General features: G+C 71.4%; 15 protein-coding genes. 9 read left to right on the top strand and 6 right to left on the bottom strand.

Annotation, left to right across the window (positions count from 1 at the left end):
• Positions 1-206: 206 nt before the first annotated feature.
• From hemC to mdoH, 4 genes are all read right to left on the bottom strand, one after another.
• A complete protein-coding gene (hemC, locus tag ACHWVH_RS15735; protein WP_267099740.1) occupies positions 207-1,130 on the bottom strand; it encodes a hydroxymethylbilane synthase in 924 nt (307 codons plus the stop codon).
• A 58-nt stretch (positions 1,131-1,188) separates the two neighbouring features.
• Positions 1,189-1,935 (bottom strand): LytTR family DNA-binding domain-containing protein, encoded by a 747-nt coding sequence (locus ACHWVH_RS15730; RefSeq protein WP_320740217.1) that lies wholly within the window; start codon positions 1,933-1,935, stop codon positions 1,189-1,191.
• Positions 1,936-2,023: 88 nt separating this feature from the next.
• Positions 2,024-2,689, bottom strand: coding sequence for an alpha/beta hydrolase (locus ACHWVH_RS15725; RefSeq protein ID WP_394687525.1), 666 nt, complete (start codon positions 2,687-2,689; stop codon positions 2,024-2,026).
• A 39-nt stretch (positions 2,690-2,728) separates the two neighbouring features.
• On the bottom strand, positions 2,729-4,678 hold the full coding sequence (gene mdoH, locus ACHWVH_RS15720) for a glucans biosynthesis glucosyltransferase MdoH (RefSeq protein WP_267117055.1): 1,950 nt from the start codon (positions 4,676-4,678) through the stop codon (positions 2,729-2,731).
• 308 nt (positions 4,679-4,986) lie between these two features.
• On the opposite strand from mdoH, the gene ACHWVH_RS15715 reads away from it, so the two are divergent.
• On the top strand, positions 4,987-5,589 hold the full coding sequence (locus ACHWVH_RS15715) for a cysteine hydrolase family protein (RefSeq protein ID WP_295943071.1): 603 nt from the start codon (positions 4,987-4,989) through the stop codon (positions 5,587-5,589).
• Positions 5,590-5,595: 6 nt separating this feature from the next.
• On the opposite strand, the gene ACHWVH_RS15710 is transcribed toward ACHWVH_RS15715, so the two are convergent.
• Positions 5,596-6,903, bottom strand: a complete 1,308-nt coding sequence (locus tag ACHWVH_RS15710; protein ID WP_152235622.1) for a nitrogen regulation protein NR(II) — start codon at positions 6,901-6,903, stop codon at positions 5,596-5,598.
• Between the two features lie 115 nt (positions 6,904-7,018).
• Between ACHWVH_RS15710 and ACHWVH_RS15705 the strand changes: the two genes are divergently transcribed.
• Entirely contained in the window at positions 7,019-7,393 is a 375-nt protein-coding gene (locus tag ACHWVH_RS15705) for a response regulator (protein ID WP_017907677.1), read from the top strand.
• 65 nt (positions 7,394-7,458) lie between these two features.
• Here the strand turns inward: ACHWVH_RS15705 and ACHWVH_RS15700 are convergent, their stop codons facing one another.
• On the bottom strand, positions 7,459-7,683 hold the full coding sequence (locus ACHWVH_RS15700; protein WP_394687524.1) for a hypothetical protein: 225 nt from the start codon (positions 7,681-7,683) through the stop codon (positions 7,459-7,461).
• Positions 7,684-8,089: 406 nt separating this feature from the next.
• Here ACHWVH_RS15700 and glgA point away from each other — a divergent pair, with 406 nt between their 5' ends.
• The 7 genes from glgA to glgX all read left to right on the top strand — a co-directional run bounded on the left by glgA (position 8,090) and on the right by glgX (position 20,875).
• Complete coding sequence (gene glgA, locus ACHWVH_RS15695; RefSeq protein ID WP_017907679.1) at positions 8,090-9,715, top strand: glycogen synthase GlgA; 1,626 nt, start codon at positions 8,090-8,092, stop codon at positions 9,713-9,715.
• Complete coding sequence (gene glgB, locus ACHWVH_RS15690) at positions 9,712-11,958, top strand: 1,4-alpha-glucan branching protein GlgB (RefSeq protein ID WP_394687523.1); 2,247 nt, start codon at positions 9,712-9,714, stop codon at positions 11,956-11,958. Before glgA ends, glgB begins: the two co-directional genes overlap by 4 nt.
• A gap of 2 nt (positions 11,959-11,960) precedes the next feature.
• Complete coding sequence (treZ, locus tag ACHWVH_RS15685; protein WP_394687522.1) at positions 11,961-13,748, top strand: malto-oligosyltrehalose trehalohydrolase; 1,788 nt, start codon at positions 11,961-11,963, stop codon at positions 13,746-13,748.
• Between the two features lie 151 nt (positions 13,749-13,899).
• Entirely contained in the window at positions 13,900-15,867 is a 1,968-nt protein-coding gene (locus ACHWVH_RS15680) for a 4-alpha-glucanotransferase (RefSeq protein WP_394687521.1), read from the top strand.
• Positions 15,864-18,479: a malto-oligosyltrehalose synthase gene (gene treY, locus ACHWVH_RS15675; RefSeq protein ID WP_394687696.1), complete on the top strand. Its 2,616-nt coding sequence runs from the start codon at positions 15,864-15,866 to the stop codon at positions 18,477-18,479. The genes ACHWVH_RS15680 and treY overlap by 4 nt, the downstream gene beginning before the upstream one ends.
• 14 nt (positions 18,480-18,493) lie before the next feature.
• The gene (locus ACHWVH_RS15670) at positions 18,494-18,700 is read left to right on the top strand and encodes a DUF2934 domain-containing protein (RefSeq protein ID WP_081613481.1); all 207 of its coding nucleotides are present in this window, start codon (positions 18,494-18,496) and stop codon (positions 18,698-18,700) included.
• Positions 18,701-18,709: 9 nt separating this feature from the next.
• Positions 18,710-20,875, top strand: a complete 2,166-nt coding sequence (gene glgX, locus ACHWVH_RS15665) for a glycogen debranching protein GlgX (RefSeq protein ID WP_295928453.1) — start codon at positions 18,710-18,712, stop codon at positions 20,873-20,875.
• Positions 20,876-20,911: the final 36 nt, after the last annotated feature.

The raw sequence follows: 20,911 nt of genomic DNA, 5'->3' as shown, positions 1-20,911 counted from the left end.
GCGGCGTCAGCCGCGACAGGCTTTCCCGGTAACGCCTATCGCGGCTGCAGCCGCTCCCCCACGCGCGCAACCGGCACTGCCGGGATCTGCACTGTGGGAGGGACTTCAGTCCCGCCGACGGAGGGTGTCAGTCCGCTTTCGGCTTCGCTTGTCGCGGCTGCATGACAGGTGACCCCCACCGTCGCTGGCGCGGACTGCGCACGCCCTCAGGCCGGCAGATCGACATCCAGCAGTTCGCGCGCGCCGGCGCCGATCAGGGCCTCGGCCACGGCCTGGCCCAGCGCCTGCGGATCCTGCGCACTGCGCTGCAGGTCGGCGCGCACCAGGCGCCCGTCGGCGACGCCACCGACCAGGCCCTGCAACAGCAGGTCCTCGCCGCGCCATTGCGCGAAGGCCGCCACCGGCACGTGGCAGCTGCCGTGCAGAGCGCGGTTCATCGCCCGCTCGGCCTCCACGCAGATGCGGGTCGGGGCGTCGTCGAGCGCGGCGAACAATGCAAGCGCGTCGCTGGCGTCCTCGCGGCATTCCACCGCGATGGCGCCCTGCGCCGGGGCCGGCAGCCAGTCCGGCGCCTGCAGGCGTTGGGTGATGCGCCCCTCCAGGCCCAGCCGCTGCAGGCCGGCGCAGGCCAGCACGATGCCGTCGTAGCCGCCGTTGTCGAGCTTGGCCAGGCGCGTGTTGACGTTGCCGCGCAGGTCCAGCAGTTCCAGGTCCGGGCGCCGCGCGCGCAGTTGCGCCTGCCGCCGCAGCGAGGAGGTGCCGACGCGCGCGCCGAGCGGCAGCGCGTCCAGCGAGGCGTAGAGGTTGGAGATCAGCGCATCGGCCGGATCGGCGCGCGGCAGGATCGCCGGCAGCACGAACGGCGGATCCAGCTCCATCGGCACGTCCTTGAGCGAATGCACCGCGCAATCGGCCTCGCCGCGCAGCATCGCCAGCTCCAGTTCCTTCAGGAACAGGCCCTTGCCGCCGATCGCCGCCAGCGAGCGGTCCAGGACCTCGTCGCCGCGGGTGCTCATCGGCACCAGCACCACGTCCAGATGCGGGTGCGCGCGGCGCAAACAGGCGGCGACATGCTCGCTCTGCCACAGGGCGAGCGGACTCTTGCGGGTAGCGATGCGCAGGATCTTCATGCGCGCATTATCGCGGAAAGCCGCCGTCCGCCGCTGCACGCGGGCGGCCCGGGCGGCGTCAGCGCTGGTGGATCTCCTTGCGCAGCTGCGCCACGCAGCGCCGGCTGACCTCCAGCGGCTGCTTGCCATGGCGCAGCACCGCCTGCACCTGGCCCTCGCCGAGCCGGCGCAGTTCCACCAGTTCGTGGCGTGCGACCAGGCAGTTGCGGTGGATGCGCACGAAGCGCTCGGCGAACTCCTCCTCCAGCGCGCGCAGCGATTCCTCGATCAGGTCCTCGCCGCGCGCGTGGTGCACGACCACGTACTTTTCCTCGGCCTGCAGGTAGTGGATGTCGTCGACCGGGATCAGCCGCAGGCTGCCGCGCAGGCGCGCGCACAGGTGGGTGCGGCGCTGCGGGGCCGGCGCCGCGGCGTCGCCGTTGCCGCGTCCGGCCATGAACGTACGGGCGCGCTGCAGGGCCGCGGCCAGGCGCTCGGCGCGCACCGGCTTCATCAGGTAGTCGATCGCCGCCGCCTCGAACGCGGACAGCGCATGCGCGTCGTAGGCGGTACAGAACACCACGGCCGGGCGCGGTTCGAAGGTGGCCAGATGGCGCGCGGCCTCCAGGCCGTCGAGGCCGGGCATGGCGATGTCCAGCAGCACCAGGTCCGGCTGCGCCGCGGCGCAGGCGTGCAGCGCGTCCATGCCGTTGGCGGCTTCGGCCACCACTTCCACGCCGGCATGCGCGGCCAGCAGCGTGCGCAGGCGTTCGCGCGCCAGGGGTTCGTCGTCGGCGATCAGCACCTTCACCCAGGTCTCCCTCACTCGACTGGCGTGCGCTGCGGCCGATACTAGCCCTGGTTCCGGGCGCCCGCCATCGGCATCGCACCATGCCGCCATGCGGCCGCTGCAATCAGCTGCCGGCGAGGCAGGCGTCCATCCAGTCGCGCAGGTCGGCGATTTCCTCGGCGCAGACCTGGTGCGCCATCGGATAGCGTCGCCACTGCACCGGCATGCCCAGCGCCTGCAGGGTCTGCGCGGTACGCTCGGCGTAGGTCTGCGGGATCACCGGGTCGCCCTGGCCGTGGGCCATGAACAGCGGTTGCCGCAGGGCCGCCGGGACGTGCCAGTTGGCGACGCTCTCCAGTTCCGGCAGGTAGGTGGACAGCCCGATCAGGCCGGCCAGCGGCCGTTCGCGGCGCAGGCCGGCGGCCAGGGTGATCGCGCCGCCCTGGGAAAAGCCGGCCAGCAGCAGGCGCTCGGCCGGCACGCCGCGCGCGTCCTCGCGCGCGATCAGGGCCTCGACCTGGGCAACCGATTCGGCGACGCCGGCACTGTCGGCGCGGTTGGAGAAGTCCATGCTGACGATGTCGTACCAGGCGCGCATGCGCACGCCGTTGTTGACCGTCACCGGCCGCACCGGCGCGTGCGGGAACACGAAGCGCAGCGCCGGCCAGTGCGGCCGCACCAGTTCCGGCACCAGCGGCGCGAAGTCGTTGCCGTCGGCGCCCAGGCCGTGCAGCCACAGGACGGTCCAGCGCGGCGCGGCGCCGGTTTCGTGTTCCACTGTCTCCAGCATGTCGGTTCCCGATGAATGAGGCCGGATAGTATGCCGGCCTCAGCCCTGGGCCTGCGCCTCGGCCTCGGCCCGGCGTGCGGCGGCCTCGCGGCGCAGTTCGGCGGCGCGCAGCAGCACTGCCGGCGGTTGCGACTCCTCGGGAATGGCGAGGATGCGCAGCTTGCGCAGCCACAGGCCGGCGGCGCGTGAGGAACTGATCGCCACCACCGGCACCGCCAGCGCCATGCCGATCACCACCGGCGCCATCCATGCCGCCAGCGACGGCGACACGGCATAGGCCATGCCGCCCATCAGCAGGCCGAACGCACTCAGTCCGCCGTAGCTGCGCAACAGCGCCGACCACGAAATGCGCCCATCGTCGCGCTGCTGCGCGTCCCAGCCCGAGTCCTTGCCGGCCAGCACCTCGGCCACGCCGCGCGACTGCACGTACATCACCACCGGCGCCATCAGCGCGGCCAGCAGGGTCTCCAGCAGCATGCTGGCGAAAGCGCGCAGCCCGCCACCGCAGCCGCGGCGTTCGCCGGGCTTGAGCAGCATCGCGAAGTAGCCCATCACCTTGGGCGCCAGCAGCACGAACATGGTCACCGCGAATACCCAGGCCACCCGCGTGGAGTCCTGCTGGTGCCAGTAGCGCGCCGGCGAGAACGGCGAGATCACCGAGGCGACCAGGTCGAAACCGCCGTTCTGCAGCGGAATGGCGATGCCGATCAGCATCAGCATGCCCCACATCGGCGCGGTGAAGTAATGGCCGATGCCGATCAGCATGTGCATGCGGCTGACCCAGTGCAGGCCGCGCGCGCGCACCACCTTGGAGTGCTGCAGGTTGCCCTGGCACCAGCGGCGGTCGCGCACCAGCAGGTCGGTCAGCGTCGGCGGGCCTTCCTCGTAGCTGCCCTGCAGGTACGGCACCATGTGCATGGCCCAGCCACCACGACGCATCAGTGCCGCTTCGACGAAGTCGTGGCTGAGCACGTGGCCGCAGAACGGCTTGCGCCCAGGCAGCGACGGCAGGCCCGCCTGCGCGGCGAAGGCCTCGGTGCGGATCATCGCGTTGTGGCCCCAGTAGTTGCTTTCCGCCCCGTGCCACCAGGCCACGCCGAAGGCGATCACCGGGCCGTAGACGCGGCCGCCGAACTGCTGCATGCGCGCGAACAGGGTGTTGCCGTTGACCACTTCCGGCAGGGTCTGGATCAGGCCGACGTCGGGGTTGGCCTCCATGCCGGCAGCCAGGCGCACGATGCTGTCGCCGGTCATCAGGCTGTCGGCGTCCAGGATCAGCATCTGCGGATAGGCGCCGCCGAAGCGGCGTACCCAATCGGCGATGTTGCCGGCCTTGCGCCCGGCATTGCTGGCGCGGCGCCGGTAGAACAGGCGGCCTTGGCCGCCGACCCGCTCCACCAGCTCGGCGTACACCTTCTCTTCTTCCGCGCCGATGGCCGGGCGCGTGGTGTCGCTGAGGATGAAGAAATCGAAGCGCTCGATCTGGCCGGTGGCCGCCACCGACTCGTAGATCGCCTGCAGGCCGGCCATCAGCCGGTGCGGATCCTCGTTGTAGGTGGGCATCAGCAGCGCGGTGCGGTTGCGCACCTGCGGCAGCAGCGCGTCCGGATCGATGCCGAGCTTGCGACCCTTGCCGAACACCAGAGTGAAGAAGCCGGCCAGCGCGCTCACGAAAGACAGCGCGATCCAGGCGAACAACGGGATGAACAGCACCATCAGACAGGCTTCGAGCACGCTCACGCCGCCGATCACCAAGACCTTGCCGATCAGCCAACTGGCGTAGGCGGTCATCGCCGCGGTGGTGCCGAACACGTAGAAGCGCCGCCAGCCGATCCCGACCGGGGTGCTGGGCAGGCGCGTGTTGCGCAGTTTGCCTTCCTGCAGCGACTGCAGCGGCATGGCCAGCGGCGCCTCGGGCGGCAGGACCGCGTGGCCGGCATCCAGGGGAGCATCGACGTGCACGACCGGTGTGGGGGCGACCGTGCTCATGCGATCCGCCGACCGCGTCCGGCGCCGCAGCGCCATCGGGAAGTGCCGCGGGCGGACGGCATGGCGGATGCCGCCGCGGCCACGCGCGCCTGGTTGTGTTCGCCAGTTGGTACCACGTGCTCTCCTGTCGACGGGCAAGGACGCCGGTCAATGTAAACCCTAAATAGTAAGCTTTCGCGAAGGTGGCCAGCGGCGCCGCCGAGGTGGCGCCGGCCGATCCGTTCAGCCATGCCGCCGTCACCTGCGCTCACCCGCGTTTCACCCGTCGCGCCGACCATGAAGCCAGTCCGGCTATGGAGGATCGACGCATGCGCCAGACCGCCCGGCGACGCACACGCACCCAGCGGCAACCCGCGACGCCGCACGGGGCGCCGGCGCTGCTGATCGTGGACATGATCAGCCGTTTCGACTTCCCGGACGGCGCACGGCTGGCGGAGGCCGCACTCCCGGTGGCCGAGCGCATCGCCCAGCTCCGCGCGCGCTTCCATCGCCGCGGCTGGCCGGTGCTGTTCGCCAACGACAACTTCGCCGACTGGCGGACCGATTTCGAAGGTCTGTGGACCCTGTGCGCCGACCCGAAGCAGCGCGGCGAACGCATTGCCGCCTGCCTGGCGCCGCGCCCGCAGGACTATTACGTGCTCAAGCCCAAGCACTCCGCCTTCCTCGGTTCGGCCCTGGCCCTGCTGCTGGCGCGACTGCAGACCACCCGCCTGCTGGTCACCGGCATCGCCACCGACGCCTGCGTGCTGGCGACCGCGATCGATGCGCGCATGCGCGATTTCCAGGTGCAGGTGCCGCCCTCGTGCTGCGCGGCGCTGGATGCCGGGCGCCAGCAACGGGCGCTGCAGGTGCTGCGCGAGGCCTTCGCGGTGCGCATCAGCGACCGGCTGCCGGTGCGCGCAGGCGGATGAGCGTGGTTACTCCGCCGTCGGCACCGGCATCGGGTCGGCGCCCTCGCCCTCGTCGCCGAGCGGCCGCGCCACGAACGGGAACGCCAGGGTGATGGTGGTGCCGCGTCCCAGTTCCGATTCCACGTCGACGAAGCCGCCGGCCTGGCGCACCAGACCGTAGACCTGGGCCAGCCCCAGGCCGGTGCCCTTGCCCTCGGGTTTGGTGGTGAAGTACGCCTCGAACAGGCGCGACTTGACCGCATCGGACATGCCCTCGCCCTGGTCGCTGACCGCCAGGGTCACGTAGCGGCCGGGCTGGCGCATCGCCGCCGCGCGCGACGGCGGCACCTCCAGCGCGCCGCAGCGGATCGTCACCGCATCGCCGGGGCGGCTGGCGTCGCGCGCGTTCAACGCCAGATTCAGTACCGCCTGCTCGACCGCGTTGCGGTCGGCATAGGTCGTCGCCACCTCGGCGCATGCAAGCAATTGCAGGCGCATCTCGCCGCCCAGCGCCTGCGCCAACAACGGCTGCATCTGCGTCACCAGCGCGTTCAGGTCCAGCCAGATCGGCTTGACCGGGTGCGCGCGGGCGAAGCCGAGCAGGCGCCGGGTCATGCCCGCGCCGTGCTGCAAGGCCTCGTTGGCGATGGCGAGCAGCCGTTGCTGGTCCGGCTGCAGGCGCTGCGGATGGTCGGCGACCATGCTCACCGAGGTGATCGCGGTATGCAGCATGTTGTTGAAGTCGTGGACCACGCCGGCAAGCATCTGCCCCACCGCCTCGCCCTTCTGCGCCTGGGTCATCGCGCGCTCGGCCACGCGCTGCGCGGCCAGGGCGATGTCCAGTTGCCCGCGCAGCTGCGACTGCTCGGTCTGCCAGCGACGGCCCAGCGCAGCGGCATCGTCGGCGTCCATCGTGTCGCCCCGGCCCTCGATCGGGGCGAGGTGACCCAGCGCGCGCAGGGCCTGTTCGACCTGGTGTTGCTGGGTGACGTCGCGGCTGATCACCAGCACGCTTTCCACCCGCGCCGAGGCGTTGGCCAGCGGACTGACCATCACGTGCCACCAGCGCCGCCGTCCATCCAGCGAGGGGCGCTCCGCCCAGAATTCACGCTGCTCGTTGCCCAACGCCGCAGCAAAGGCGCCCTGGGTCAGCGAGCGCATGTCCTCGGGCCACAGCTCGACCCAGTTGTGGCCGACGACGTCGGCGGGGTCGGACACGCCGAGCAGGGCCAACCCGTGGGGATTGATCGAGCGCACGACGCCGTCGCGGCCGACTTCCTTGATGCAGTCGTGGGAGAGCTCGACGATCTGCCGATAGTGGGCGTGCGTGGTCAAGCTGCGTCTCGCAGTAAGTAAGGTCGAGAATATCGGGATTTGCGGGACGTCACCAGCGCTTCACCGACGAATCGTGAAGCTGCAGTGGATTATTTATTAAAGCGATCCCTGCATTATGCGCGTCACCTCCGCCTCCACCACCATTCTTCTGGTGGAGGACGACCAGACGATCCGGGAGTTGGCCGCCGCCATGCTGGCCGCCGATGGATACCGGGTCCTGTCGGCGGCGACCGCGCAGGAAGCACTGGCGGTGCTGGAACGGCATCCGGACGTGGCGTTGATCTTCAGCGATGTGCAGATGCCGCGCTGCGACGGCTTGAGCATGGTGCGCCAGTTGCGCCGCCGCGGCATCGTCACCCCGGCCCTGCTGACCTCCGGCATGCACGCACCGGAACCATGGATGCTGCCGGAGCACACCGGCTTTCTGCCGAAACCTTACCGCCGCACCGATCTGCTGGCGGCCCTGGATCGTCTGCAGACCGGAGCCTGAGCGGGGCGCCACCCCACACCGCTTCCCCACGGCAATCGCATCCGACAGACGACCGGCCAGCGAATTCAGGCGAAGACCAGCTTTCCGTACCGTGCCGAACGGATCGCTGCCAGGCGCTCGGCGACGAAATAGGCGCCGGCGTTGGCATCGCGGAAATACACGCCGTCGAACGCGTGCCGGCCGAGCACCGCACCGTCGTGGCCACTGATGCAGATCTGCGGCTTGAGCACGCCATCCGGGCACGTACGCAGCAGCCCGTCGAGGACGAAGCCGTCCAGCTCGCGGCGCATCTGCGGTTTCAAGACTGTCATGAGCACACTGCACCATAGACCGCATGAAGCTCGCACAACGGAGGTGGCGACCACGGTCGCACGGGAGCGCGGCACGTGTTGGCAACGGAAGCTAAACGATTCATTCGCACGTGCAACGCGATCCATGCTTGCGGCGTCTGACGTTCGGCAAATCCACTATGCGCCGCACTCTCCATTTCGCCGTAGACAAGCGCGCGCTTCACGCCTCTTTTATCGCGCCATTTGTACTTTGCTCGTGCATTATCGCACTGCAACATCGCCGTTCCGTTTCGACGCTGCCGTGCCTCTTCCTTCGCTTCACGTCGCGCGCCCGCCAGGACGCGCGCCGGCAGTCGCTTTCCGATTTTCGTGTGCCCCGTCCTCCCCCTTCCCAGACGGAACCGCCATGTCGCCCCCCACTCCCGCCGACCTGACCGACAGACAACGCGATACCCATCCGGTGTTGCATGCGCCGCGCCGCCGCTACCGCGATGCGCGCGGCCGCTTCGTCCGCAATGCCGAGGTGACCGTCAAGCTGCACCCGGCGCCGCGCCGGACCAGCCTGTTCGTGACCTCCGAGATGGCCGACTTCATCAAGGCCGGCGGCCTGGGCGACGTGGCCGCGGCCTTGCCGCGCGCGCTGCGCGGCAGCTGCGACATCCGCGTGCTGATCCCGGGCTACCCGGCGGTGCTGCGCACGACCGGGCCGCTGGAGATCGTCGGCCGTATCGCCGCACATGCCGGGCTGCCGGATTGCGCGCTGGGCCGGGCCGAGCGTCCGGATGGTCTGTGCGTCTACGTGCTGCTGTGCCCGCAGTTGTTCGAGCGACAGGGTTCGCCGTACGTTTGCAGCGAAGGTCGCGACTGGGAAGACAACGCGCTGCGCTTCGCCACCCTGTCCCACGCTGCCGCGCAGATCGCCGGCGGTCAGGCCGGGCTGGACTGGACGCCGGAGCTGCTGCACCTGAACGACTGGCCGTGTGCGCTGGCCGCGGCCTACGTGCGCTGGTCCGGCGGCCGCACGCCTTGCCTGCTGACCATCCACAACCTCGCCTACCAGGGACTGTTTCCGTATGCGATGGCCGGTGCCCTGGGCATCCCCGCCGAGGGCCTGCAGGACCTGGAGTTCTACGGGCAGATGTCGTTCCTGCGTGCCGGCATCGTCCACGCCGACCATGTGAACACGGTCAGCGTCAGCTACGCGGCGCAGATCACCGGCCCGGCGCAGGGCTGCGGCCTGGACGCGCTGCTGGCGCGGCGCGCCGCCAGCGGCCGCCTCAGCGGCATCGTCAACGGCATCGACGCCAGCTGGGACCCGCGCACCGACGCGCACCTGCCGGCGCACTTCGGTGTCGGCCAGATCCAGGGCAAGCGCGAGAACGCGGCGCAGGTGCGCCAGGCGTTCGGCCTGCTCGACAGCGACGGTCCGCTGTTCGCGGTGGTCTCGCGGCTGGTGCACCAGAAGGGCCTGGACCTGATCTGCGAGGTGGCGCCGCAGATCGTCGCCGCCGGCGGCCAGATCGTGATCATCGGCGGCGGCGAGCCGCAGATCGAGCAGGCGGTGGCGGCGCTGGCGCGGCGTTACCCCGGCCATGTCGGCGCGCACATCGGCTTCGAAGAGCCGCTGGCGCGGCGCATGTTCGCCGGCTCCGACTTCCTGCTGATGCCCTCGCGCTTCGAGCCCTGCGGGCTGAGCCAGATGTACGCGCAGCGCTTCGGCAGCCTGCCGATCGCCCACGCCACCGGCGGCCTGATCGACACGGTGGACGACGGCGTCACCGGCTTCCTGTTCGAGGAAGCCTCGGCCGACGGCCTGCGCCGCTGCCTGCAACGGGTGTTCCGCACCTTCCGCCTGCCGGGTCTGCTGCAGGCGATGCGTCGCGCGGCGATGCTGCGGCCCAGCGGCTGGGAGCTGGCCGGGCGCAAGTACATGGCGCTGTACGAGCGCACCGCCGCCACGACCGCCGGCAACATCCCGGCCGCGGCCAGCGCCACGGTGTCGGCCACCGCGAGTGCCATGGCCGCCGCATGAGCGATCGGGAACACGCCGTGGACCCGGCCGCCGGCGGGGACCCGGCGGCGGACACGGAGGACGACGGCGACGGCCTTGCCCTGCAGGCACTGGCACGCGGCGAGGCGATCGATGCGTTCGCCTGGCTTGGCCCGCATCCACAGGCCGACGGCACGGTGCAGGTGCGTGTGCTGGCGCCCGGCGCCGAGGCGCTGGGCCTGCTCGATGCGCAGGGCAAGCTGATTGCGCGGATGCGTACCCACCCGCAGGCCGATGGCCTGTTCGAGGGCGAGCTGAAGCAGCCCACGCCCTACCGGCTGCGCATCGTGTGGCCGGACGCGGTGCAGGAATGCGACGATCCCTATGCCTTCGAGCCGATGCTCGATCCGGCCTGGCTGCAGGATCTGGCCGCCGGCGACGGCGCCGCCCTGCGTACCGCGCTCGGCGCGCATCACGCCCGCGTCGGCGAGGTGGAGGGCGTGCGCTTCGCGGTGTGGGCGCCGCAGGCCAGGCGGGTGGCGCTGGTCGGCGACTTCAACCATTGGGACGCGCGCCGGCATCCATTGCGCTTTCACCCGGACGCCGGGGTCTGGGAACTGTTCGTGCCCGGGCTGCACGGCGGCGAACACTATCAATACGAATTGCAGGCTGCCGACGGCAGCGTGCTGCCGCGCAAGGCCGATCCGGTGGCGCGCTGCAGCGCCCTGGCGCCGTCCACCGCCTCGGTGGTGCCGTACGCCGACAGCCATGCCTGGGGCGATGCGGCCTGGCTTGCGCAGCGCGAGGCCCAGGCCGGCAGCGCACAGCCGCTGAGCGTCTACGAGCTGCATGCCGGCTCCTGGCGCCACGACGGCAACGGCCAGCCGCTGCACTGGGATGCGCTGGCCGCCGAACTGATCCCCTACGTGCGCGGGCTCGGCTTCACTCACATCGAGCTGCTGCCGATCGCCGAGTACCCGTTCGGCGGCTCCTGGGGCTACCAACCGCTGGGCCTGTACGCGCCCACCGCGCGCCATGGCGACGCCGACGGCTTCGCGCGCTTCGTCGATGCCTGTCACCAGGCCGGCATCGGCGTGTTGCTGGACTGGGTCGGTGCGCACTTCCCCGACGATGCGCACGGCCTGCAGCGCTTCGACGGCAGCGCCCTGTACGAACACGCCGACCCGCGCGAAGGCGTGCACCGCGAGTGGAATACGCTGGTCTACAACTACGGCCGCCCGGAAGTGGTGGCTTACCTGATCGGCAGCGCGCTGGAGTGGATCGAGCGCTTCCACGTCGACGGCCTGCGCGTGGATGCGGTGGCGGCGATGCTGTACCGCGACTACGGCCGCAACGCCGGCGAGTGGATTCCCAACGCCCACGGCGGCCGCGAGAACCTGGAGGCGATCGCCTTCCTGCGCCGGCTCAACGACGAGATCGCGCAGCGCTTCCCGGGCGTGCGCACCATCGCAGAGGAATCCACCGCGTGGCCGGGTGCGACCGCGCCCACGGCGCAGGGCGGCCTGGGCTTCAGCCACAAGTGGAACATGGGCTGGGCGCACGACACCCTGCGCTACCTGCAGCGCGATCCGCTGCACCGGCAGCACCACCACAGCGAGATGAGCTTCGGCCTGGTGTACGCGTTCTCCGAGCATTTCGTGCTGCCGCTGTCGCACGACGAGGTGGCGCGCGGCAAGGGCTCGGTGCTGGCGCGCATGCCAGGCGACGCCTGGCAGCGCTTCGCCAACCTGCGCGCCTACCTGGCCTTCATGTGGGCGCATCCCGGACGCAAACTGCTGTTCATGGGCTGCGAGTTCGGGCAGTGGCAGGACTGGGACCACGACCGGCCGCTGGACTGGGTGCAGGCGCAGCAGCCCGAGCACCGCGGCGTCGCGCGCCTGGTCGCCGACCTCAACCGGCAGTTGCGTGCGTTGCCGGCGCTGTACCGCAGCGACCGCAGCAGCGACGGCTTCGAATGGAGCATCGCCGACGATCACCACAACAGCGTGTTCGCCTTCGTCCGCCACGACCGCGATGACGATACGCCGCCGCTGCTGGCGGTGAGCAACTTCACGCCGACCGTCCACCACGATTACCGCGTGGGGGTGCCGCGTGGCGGACGCTGGCGCGAGATTCTCAACAGCGACAGCGGCTATTACGGCGGTTCCAACCAGGGCAACGGCGGTGTGCTGTCGACCCTGCCGCAGCCGATGCACGGGCATGCGCAATCGCTGGCGCTGACCCTGCCGCCGCTGTCCACCCTTTGGCTGCAACCGGACCTTTGACCATGGCCACGACCGCTGTCTCGACCGATTCCCCTGCCGCCCCGCGCGCGGCGCTGCGCCCCGGCGCCTGGCCAGGCGCCAACGGCGAGGTCGCCTTCGCGCTGTGGGCGCCGGATGCCGAGCGCGTGGAGCTGGTATTCGGCGACGATCGGCGGCAGCCGCTGCAGGCGATCGGCGACGGCTATTTCGCCGCCACCCTGGCGTGCGCGCCCGGCACCCGCTACCGCTACGCCATCGACGGCGGCAGACCGGTGCCGGACCCGGCCTCGCGCTGGCAGCCGGACGGCGTGCACGGCGCCAGCGCGGTGCTGGCCACCGACGGTTACGCCTGGCGCCACGGCGACTGGCGCGGCCGGCCCTGGGCCGAGACGGTGTTCTACGAACTGCACGTGGGCACCTGCGGCGGCTATGCCGGGCTGCGTGCGCAGTTGCCGACGCTGGCCGCGCTCGGCGTGACCGCGATCGAACTGATGCCGCTGGCCGAATTCCCCGGCCGCCACAACTGGGGCTACGACGGCGTGCTGCCGTACGCGCCGGCCTCGGCCTACGGCCATCCGGACGAACTCAAGGCACTGATCGACGAGGCCCACGGCCTGGGCCTGAGCGTGTTCCTGGACGTGGTCTACAACCACTTCGGCCCGGACGGCAATTACCTGGGCCAATACGCCTCGACCTTCTTCCGCGAGGACGCGCCGACCCCGTGGGGCGCGGCGATCGATTTCCGCCTGCCGCCGGTGCAGCGCTACTTCATCGACAACGCGTTGATGTGGCTGCACGAATACCGCTTCGACGGCCTGCGCCTGGATGCGGTGCACGCGATCGTGCCCAACGCCTTCCTCGACACCCTGCGCGAGGCGATCATGACCAGCGTCGCCGACGGGCGCCACGTGCACCTGGTGCTGGAGAACGAGGCCAACCAGGCCGACGTGCTGGAGCACGGCTACAGCGCGCAGTGGGACGACGACTTCCACAACAGCCTGCACGTGCTGCTGACCGACGAGCACGAGGGCTACTACGCCGGCTTCGCCGACGCGCCGGCGCAGCACCTGGCACGTGTGCTCGGCGAAGGCTTCGCCTTCCAGGGCCAGGCCGACCACCGCGGCCACGCGCGCGGCGAGCCCAGCGGCCACCTGCCGCCGCACAAGTTCGTGATCTTCGCGCAGAACCACGACCAGATCGGCAACCGCGCGCGTGGCGACCGGCTGATCACCCAGGTGAGCGACCCGGCACTGCGCGCGGCGCTGGCGCTGACCGCGCTGACCCCGATGATCCCGCTGTTCTTCATGGGCGAGCCGTGGGGCAGCCGCACCCCGTTCCAGTTCTTCACCGATTTCGCGCCGCCGCTGGACGAGGCGGTGCGCGAGGGCCGCCGCCGTGAGTTCGCGCACTTCGCCGCCTTCGCCGATCCGGAACAGCGCGCCACCATCCCAGACCCCAACGCACCGGGCACCTTCCAGGCGTCCATCGCCGACATCAGCGACGCCACCCATGGCGACGGTGCGCGCTGGCGCGACTGGTTCGCGGCGCTGATGGCGCTGCGCCGCCAGCACCTGGTGCCGGCGCTCAGCCAGGCCAGCGCGCTGGGGGCGCGGGTGATCGGCCCGAAGGCGATCGCGGCGGGCTGGCGCCTGGGCGACGGCGAATGGCACGTGGCCGCCAACTTCGGCGACGCGCCGGTGGCGCTGGACCTGCCCGGCAGCACCGTGCACGCGGAGAACGCCGGCGACGACGCCGCGCAGTTGCCGCCCAACGCCTTCGTCGCGCGCTACCGGCCCGGCAACGCCGCATGAGCGCCCGCTGTCGCGACGCCATCGCGACAGCGTCCCCGGCACGCTGGCCGCCTCGTTCGCTGCCCACCGCCGCGCACGCGCCGCCGGCGCGTGTGGGCGGGACCGCGGCGGATATCTCTTCCTCCGCCCTGCTGCCCGGTTCGCCCTGCCCATGACCGACACTTCCCTGCACACCCTGGCCGACGTCGCCGGCCTGCTGGTCGACTGGATCGACGCCAGCGACACCCCGCGCACGGTTGCCGACGACACCCTGCGCCATGTGCTCGGTGCGCTCGACCTGGACGCGCGCGACGCGGCCGCCTGCCGCGACAGCCTGCGCCGGCTGCAGGCCGATGCCGCACTGCCGCCGCTGCTGACCGCCGACGCCGGCGTGCCGGTCGAGGTCGGCGCCGTGCCCGGTGCGGCGTACCGGCTCGACGGCGAGGACGGGCAGACGCTGCACGCCCACTGCGACGCACAAGGCCGCCTGGTCGCACCCGATACCGCCGGCTACTGGACCCTGCAGCACGGCGACCGCAGCACCACCCTGGCGGTGGCGCCGCCACGCTGCTACGGCGTCGCCGACGCGGTGGGCGCGGCGCAGCCGCGGCGCTGGGGCCTGTCGTTGCAGGTGTACTCGGCGCCGGGCGGCTACGACGCCGGCATCGGCGACGCCGACGGCACCGCCGCCTGGGCCGCGCGTATCGCCGCGGCCGGCGGCGATGCCATCGCGCTGAGCCCGGTGCATGCGGCGCGACCGATCAGTGCGCACTACAGCCCCTACTCGCCCAGCGACCGCCGCTTCCTCGATCCGTTGCAGGCAGCGCCGGCGCGCGTGCTCGGTGCCGCCGCCGCGCAGCGCGCGCTGGAGGCGGCCGGGCTGGCGCAGGCCTTCGCCGAGGCGCAGGCCCGCCCGCTGATCGACTGGCCGGCCTCCGCTGCCTTGAAGTGGCAGTGGCTGCGGCAACTGCATACCGACTTCGGTCAGGCCGATGCCGCGCTGCACGCCGACCTGGCCGCGTTCGAACGCGACGGCGGCAGCGCCCTGCACGCGCATGCCGCGTTCGCCGCGCAGGACTTCGGCGATGCCGATCCGGGCCTGCACCGCTTCGCGCAATGGCTGGCCGCGCGCAGTTGGGCCGACGTGCAGCGGCAGGCACGCGCCGACGGCATGGGCATCGGCCTGATCGCCGACCTGGCGGTGGGCTTCGACGCGCATGGCGCCGAGGCCGCGGCGTGGCCGCAGGCGGTGCTGCAGGGGCTGGAACTGGGCGCGCCGCCGGACGCGTTCAACGGCGACGGCCAGGCCTGGGGCATCTGCGGCTATGCACCGACCGCGCTGCGCGCCACCGGCTTCGCGCCGTTCATCGAGTTGCTGCGCGCGGTGATGCGCGATCGCGGCGGCGTGCGCATCGACCACATCCTCGGCCTGCTGCGGCTGTGGGTGATCCCGCGCGGCGCACCCTCCTCCACCGGCGTGTACCTGCGCTATCCGCTGCACGACCTGCTGCGCCTGCTGGCGCTGGAATCCTGGCGGCACCGCGCGATCGTGATCGGCGAGGATCTGGGCGTGGTGCCGGACGGCATCCGCGCGGAACTGTCGCGCCGCGGGGTGATGGGCATCGACGTGCTGCTGTTCACCCGCGACCGCGCCGGCGCGTTCCTGCCGCCGGCGCAGTGGCGCCCCGACGCACTCGCCACCACCACCACCCATGACCTGCCGACCCTGCGCGGCTGGCGCCGCGGCGAGGACATCGACTGGCGCCGGCGCCTGCAACTGAGCGACGCCGCGCAGCAACATGCCGACCATGAGGCACGCACCGACGATGTCGCGCGCATGGACCAGGCGGTCGCCGCGGCGCTGCCGCCCGCGCAGGCCGCCGACCCGGAACTGGGCGCGCTGCGCTTCGTCGCCGCCACGCCCTCGCCGCTGGCCCTGCTGCCGGCCGAGGACGCGCTGGGCCTGGACCAGCAACCCAACCTGCCCGGCACCGTCGACGGCCACCCGAACTGGCGCCGGCGCCTGCCCGCGCCCGATGCCGCCGCGACCGCGGCCACACTCGCCACGCGCCTGGACGCGTTCGCCCAGACCCGCCAATCCACCGCCACCGCCGCGCAAGGAGCCGACGCATGCGCATGATTCCCCTGCGGGCCACCGCCCGCCTGCAGCTGCATGCCGGTTTCACCCTGCTCGATGCCGCCGCACGGGTGCCGTATTACGCCGGGCTGGGCATCAGCCACCTGTATCTGTCGCCGATCGGCACCGCCGTTCCCGGCTCCACCCACGGCTACGACGTCACCGACCCGCGCCAGGTCAATCCCGAACTCGGCGGCGAACCGGCGCTGCTGCACCTGTCCGAGCGCGCGCGCAGCCACGGCATGGGCCTGATCCTGGACATCGTGCCCAACCACATGGCCACCCACCCGAGCAATCCATGGTGGTGGGATGTGCTCACGCACGGCCGGCGCAGCCGTCATGCCGGCTGGTTCGACATCGACTGGCGCGCGCCCGGGCGCGAGGGCAAGCTGTGGCTGCCGGTGCTGGACCGGCCGTATGCGCAGGCGCTGAGCGAAGGCGCGCTGCAGTTGCAGGTCGCCGAGGACGGCAGCGTGGTCCTGCTGCACCACGACCAGCGCTTCCCGATCCGCCTGGACGGTGCCGTCGCCCAGGAAGCGGCCAGCACGCGCCCGGCCTGGGCCGCCCGGCTCAACGACGCCGCGCGGCTGGGCGACGACGCCCTGCACCGGCTGATCGAACGCCAGTGCTATCGCCTGGCCTGGTGGCGGGTCGGCAACGACATGCTCAACTACCGCCGCTTTTTCGACATCACCTCGCTGGCGGCGTTGCGGGTGGAGCAGAACGACGTGTTCGCCGCGGTCCACGAGCTGCCGCTGCGGCTGGTCGCCGAGGGCCATCTGGATGGCGTGCGGGTCGACCACGTCGATGGCCTGGCCGATCCCACCGGCTACGTGCAGCGGCTGCGCACGCAACTGGACCGCGCCGGCCGCCGCCGCGGCATCGCCCCGGGCGGCATCGTCCTGTATCTGGAAAAGATCCTGGCGCCGCACGAGCAGTTGCGCAGCGACTGGCCCTGCGACGGCACCACCGGCTACGACTTCATGGACCAGGTCGCCGCGATGCTGCACGACCCGGCCGGCGCCGAACCGCTGACCGCGCTGTGGCGGCGCTGGAGCGGCCGCAGCGGCGACTTCGGCCAGGAGCAGCGCGCCGCGCGCGACGAGATCCTGCAGGGTTCGCTGCAGGCCGAGTTCGTGCGCACCGTGCAGGCGCTGGGCGCCGCCGCGCACCTGGATCCGCTGACCCGCGAGTTCAGCCCGCAGATGCTGGCGCGCGGGCTGATGGCCTTGCTGCGGCACTTCGAGGTGTACCGCACCTATGCCGGGCCCGATGGCCTGGACGACGACGACGCGGCGCGCCTGGCGCAGGCCGCGCAGCGTGCGCGCGTCGGCGCCGAGCCGCGGGTGTGCGCGGCGATCGATGCGATCGAGCGCTGGAGCCGCGACGGCCGCGGCACCGGCAAGGCGCAGGTGGCGCTGCGGCGGATCGTGCGCCGGCGCCTGGAACAACTGTCGGCACCGCTCAACGCCAAGTCGGTGGAGGACACGTCCTTCTACCGCCACGGCGTGCTGCTCTCGCGCAACGAAGTCGGCAGCGAGCCGGACGTGTTCGCGCTGACGCCGGAGGCGTTCCACGCGGCCAACGCCCTGCGCGCGCAGCGCTATCCGCGCGCGCTGCTGGCCACCGCCACCCACGACCACAAGCGCGGCGAAGACGTGCGCATGCGCCTGGCCGCGCTCAGCGCGCAGGCGCCGTGGTGGGAGGCGCAGGTGGCGCGGTTCCAGGCGCTGTCGGCGGACCTGCTGCCGGCCGGTAGCGCCGCGCCGCTGCCCGGCGACCTGCTGATGCTGTGGCAGATGCTGGTGGCGGCGTGGCCGCTGGAACTGGCGGTGGACGACGCCGATGGCCTGCGCGACTACGCCGAGCGCATCGGCGCCTGGCAGCTCAAGGCCGCGCGCGAAGCCAAGCTGCGCACCCACTGGACCTGGCCGGACGAGGACTACGAGCGCAATGCGCGCGCGCTGCTTGATGCGGCACTGGTGCAGCCAGCCGGCGCGGCACTGCGCGAGGCGCTGGCGCAGGCGGCCGCGGCACTGGCCCCGGCCGGCGCGCTCAACAGCCTGGTGCAGACCACCCTGCGCCTGACCCTGCCCGGCGTGCCCGACCTGTACCAGGGCAGCGAGGGCTGGGATCTTTCGCTGGTGGATCCGGACAACCGCCGCCCGGTGGACTACGCGCTGCGCCAGGCCTGGCTGCGCGATGCCACCGCAGCGGACGCGCTGCTGCAGGACTGGCACAGCGGCCACGTCAAGGCCTGGTTGACCGCACAGCTGCTGCAGCTGCGGCGCGCGCATCCGGACCTGTTCGCGCACGGCCGCTACACGCCGCTGCAGGCGCAGGGCCCGCAGGCCCAACACGTGCTCGGCTTCGTGCGCGAACACGAGGGCGCCTCGCTGGTGGTGGTGGTACCGCGGCTGGGCGCCGCCGCGCAGGCGCTGCGGCCGGACGCGCCGCTGCGGGCGCAGTTCGATTGGCGTAACACGGTTCTGACACTGCCGCAGGCACAGTATCGCCCGGTGCTGGCCAGTGCTACCGTCGACGCGACGTCGGCCATTGCGGTGTCGGCGCTGTTCGCCGAGTTCCCGGTGGCCGTGCTGGTCGCCTCCCCCTGATCTCGCAAGAAGCCATGGACGCAGAAACACGCCAACGCCGCATCCGCCAACTCGCACACGAAATCTGGGAAGCCGAAGGGCGACCCGACGGCCACGCCGCCCGCCATTGGGCCATGGCCGAACGCCTGGTGGCCGCGGAAGCGGCCGCCGAAGCCGATGCCGAGGCGCTGCCGCCGTCGCAACCGCGACGCAGCGCCGGCAACGGCAGCACCTCTTCCTAAGGATCCTTCATGCCCGTGCGCAAGCTCACCCGCCGTTCGCGTATCCGCGAGGGCCTGCCGTATCCGCTGGGCGCCACATGGGACGGCCTGGGAGTGAACTTCGCCCTGTACTCGGCGCACGCCACCAAGGTGGAGCTGTGCCTGTTCGACGATCGCGGCCGCGAGATCGAACGCATCGCCCTGCCCGAGTACACCGACGAGATCTGGCACGGCTACCTGCCCGACGCGCGCCCCGGCCAGCTCTATGGCTACCGCGTGTACGGTCCGTACGCGCCCGACGCCGGGCACCGCTTCAATCCCAACAAGCTGCTGCTCGATCCTTACGCCAAGCAACTGGTCGGCGAACTGAAATGGGCGCCGGCCCTGTTCGGCTACACCATCGGCCACAAGGATGCCGACCTCAGCTTCGACCGCCGCGACAGCGCCGCCTACATGCCCAAGTGCGCGGTGATCGATCCGGCCTTCACCTGGGGCAAGGACCAGCGCCCGCAGACGCCGTGGGACAGCACGGTGATCTACGAGACCCACCTGCGCGGCACCACCATGCGCCACCCCTCGGTCCCCGAGGCCTGGCGCGGCACCTTCTCCGGGCTGAAGGTGGACGAGGTGGTCGAGCACATCAAGCGCCTGGGCATGACCGCGGTGGAACTGCTGCCGGTGCACGCCTTCGTCGACGACGAATACCTCCTCAAGCAGGGCCTGCGCAATTACTGGGGCTACAACACCATCGGCTTCTTCGCCCCGCACCCGCGCTACATGGCCACGCGCACGGTGTCCGAGTTCAAGCAGATGGTGGCGCGCCTGCACAGTGCCGGGCTGGAAGTGATCCTGGACGTGGTCTACAACCACACCGCCGAAGGCAACGAACTGGGGCCGACGCTGTCGTTCAAGGGCATCGACAACGCCAGCTACTACCGCCTGGCCGAGGACCGCCGCTTCTACATCAACGATACCGGCACCGGGAACACCTTCGACCTGACCAATGCCGGCGCGCTGCGCATGGTCAACGACTCGCTGCGCTACTGGGTGTCGGAGATGCACGTGGACGGGTTCCGCTTCGACCTGGCCACCATCCTCGGCCGCGAGCACCACGGCTTCGACCCCAAGGGCGGCTTCCTCGACGCCTGCCGCCAGGACCCGCTGCTGAGCCAGGTCAAGCTGATCGCCGAGCCGTGGGACGTCGGCCCCGGCGGCTATCAGGTCGGCGGCTTCCCGCCGGGCTGGTCGGAGTGGAACGACAAGTTCCGCGACAACGTGCGCGCGTTCTGGCGCGGCGACGAAGGCCAGCTGGCGGAACTGGCCACGCGCCTGACCGGCTCGGCCGACCTGTTCCACCACCGCGGCCGCCGCCCCACCGCCTCGGTCAACTTCGTCACCGCCCACGACGGCTTCACCCTGCACGACCTGGTCAGCTACGCGCACAAGCACAACGAGGCCAACGGCGAGCACAACCGCGACGGCTCGGACAACAACATCTCCGCCAACTATGGCGTGGAAGGCGAGACCGACGACGAGCAGATCAACGCGCTGCGCCTGCGGCAGATGCGCAACATGCTCGCCACCCTGCTGCTGTCGCAGGGCACGCCGATGCTGCTGGCCGGCGACGAGTTCGGCCGCAGCAAGGGCGGCAACAACAACACCTACTGCCAGGACAACGAACTGACCTGGCTGAACTGGGAAGCCGGCCCGCGCGCGCACCAGCTCAGCGCCTTCGTCTCGCGCCTGACCCACCTGCGCGCGCACTACCCGCTACTGCACCGCGCACGCTTCTTCGACGGGGTCTACGACGAGGAACTGGGCATCAAGGACGTGACCTGGCTTGCCCCGGACGGCGAGGAAATGACCGAGGCCTCCTGGCACGATCCGCACGCCCGCGCGCTGATGATGCGCCTGGACGGCCGCGCCCCGTCCAGCGGCCTGCGCCAGGCCGCGTCCAACGTGACCCTGCTGATGATCGTCAACGGCGCGGTCGAGGACGTGCCGTTCACCCTGCCGCTGGTCGAAGGCGAACACTGGCGCGTGCTGATCGACACCGCCGAGCGCAACGGCGAACACGGCCTGCCCGGCGGCTCGCAATGGCACGGCATCGGCCGCTCGCTGACCCTGCTGGCGGCCGAACGCGACAGCAAGACCGCCGCGGCGCGTCACCAGAATGCGGATGCGCCGACGGCGTGAGCTGATGGGAGCGTCCGACGCGTTGTCGGGCGCTGC

It is taken from the genome of uncultured Xanthomonas sp. (assembly GCF_964278005.1).
Taxonomy (GTDB): domain Bacteria; phylum Pseudomonadota; class Gammaproteobacteria; order Xanthomonadales; family Xanthomonadaceae; genus Xanthomonas_A; species Xanthomonas_A sontii.
This window is presented reverse-complemented; position numbering and strand designations above follow the sequence as displayed.

What these genes read in the sequence shown, in the direction of transcription:
- ACHWVH_RS15725 (WP_394687525.1), bottom strand. Translation starts at nt 2,689, where the DNA reads ATGCTGGAGACAGTGGAACACGAAACCGGCGCCGCGCCGCGCTGGACC.
- glgA (WP_017907679.1), top strand. Translation starts at nt 8,090, where the DNA reads ATGTCGCCCCCCACTCCCGCCGACCTGACCGACAGACAACGCGATACC.
- ACHWVH_RS15700 (WP_394687524.1), bottom strand. Translation starts at nt 7,683, where the DNA reads ATGCGCCGCGAGCTGGACGGCTTCGTCCTCGACGGGCTGCTGCGTACG.
- hemC (WP_267099740.1), bottom strand. Translation starts at nt 1,130, where the DNA reads ATGAAGATCCTGCGCATCGCTACCCGCAAGAGTCCGCTCGCCCTGTGG.
- mdoH (WP_267117055.1), bottom strand. Translation starts at nt 4,678, where the DNA reads ATGAGCACGGTCGCCCCCACACCGGTCGTGCACGTCGATGCTCCCCTG.
- treZ (WP_394687522.1), top strand. Translation starts at nt 11,961, where the DNA reads ATGGCCACGACCGCTGTCTCGACCGATTCCCCTGCCGCCCCGCGCGCG.
- ACHWVH_RS15680 (WP_394687521.1), top strand. Translation starts at nt 13,900, where the DNA reads ATGACCGACACTTCCCTGCACACCCTGGCCGACGTCGCCGGCCTGCTG.
- ACHWVH_RS15705 (WP_017907677.1), top strand. Translation starts at nt 7,019, where the DNA reads ATGCGCGTCACCTCCGCCTCCACCACCATTCTTCTGGTGGAGGACGAC.
- ACHWVH_RS15715 (WP_295943071.1), top strand. Translation starts at nt 4,987, where the DNA reads ATGCGCCAGACCGCCCGGCGACGCACACGCACCCAGCGGCAACCCGCG.
- ACHWVH_RS15670 (WP_081613481.1), top strand. Translation starts at nt 18,494, where the DNA reads ATGGACGCAGAAACACGCCAACGCCGCATCCGCCAACTCGCACACGAA.
- treY (WP_394687696.1), top strand. Translation starts at nt 15,864, where the DNA reads ATGATTCCCCTGCGGGCCACCGCCCGCCTGCAGCTGCATGCCGGTTTC.
- glgX (WP_295928453.1), top strand. Translation starts at nt 18,710, where the DNA reads ATGCCCGTGCGCAAGCTCACCCGCCGTTCGCGTATCCGCGAGGGCCTG.
- glgB (WP_394687523.1), top strand. Translation starts at nt 9,712, where the DNA reads ATGAGCGATCGGGAACACGCCGTGGACCCGGCCGCCGGCGGGGACCCG.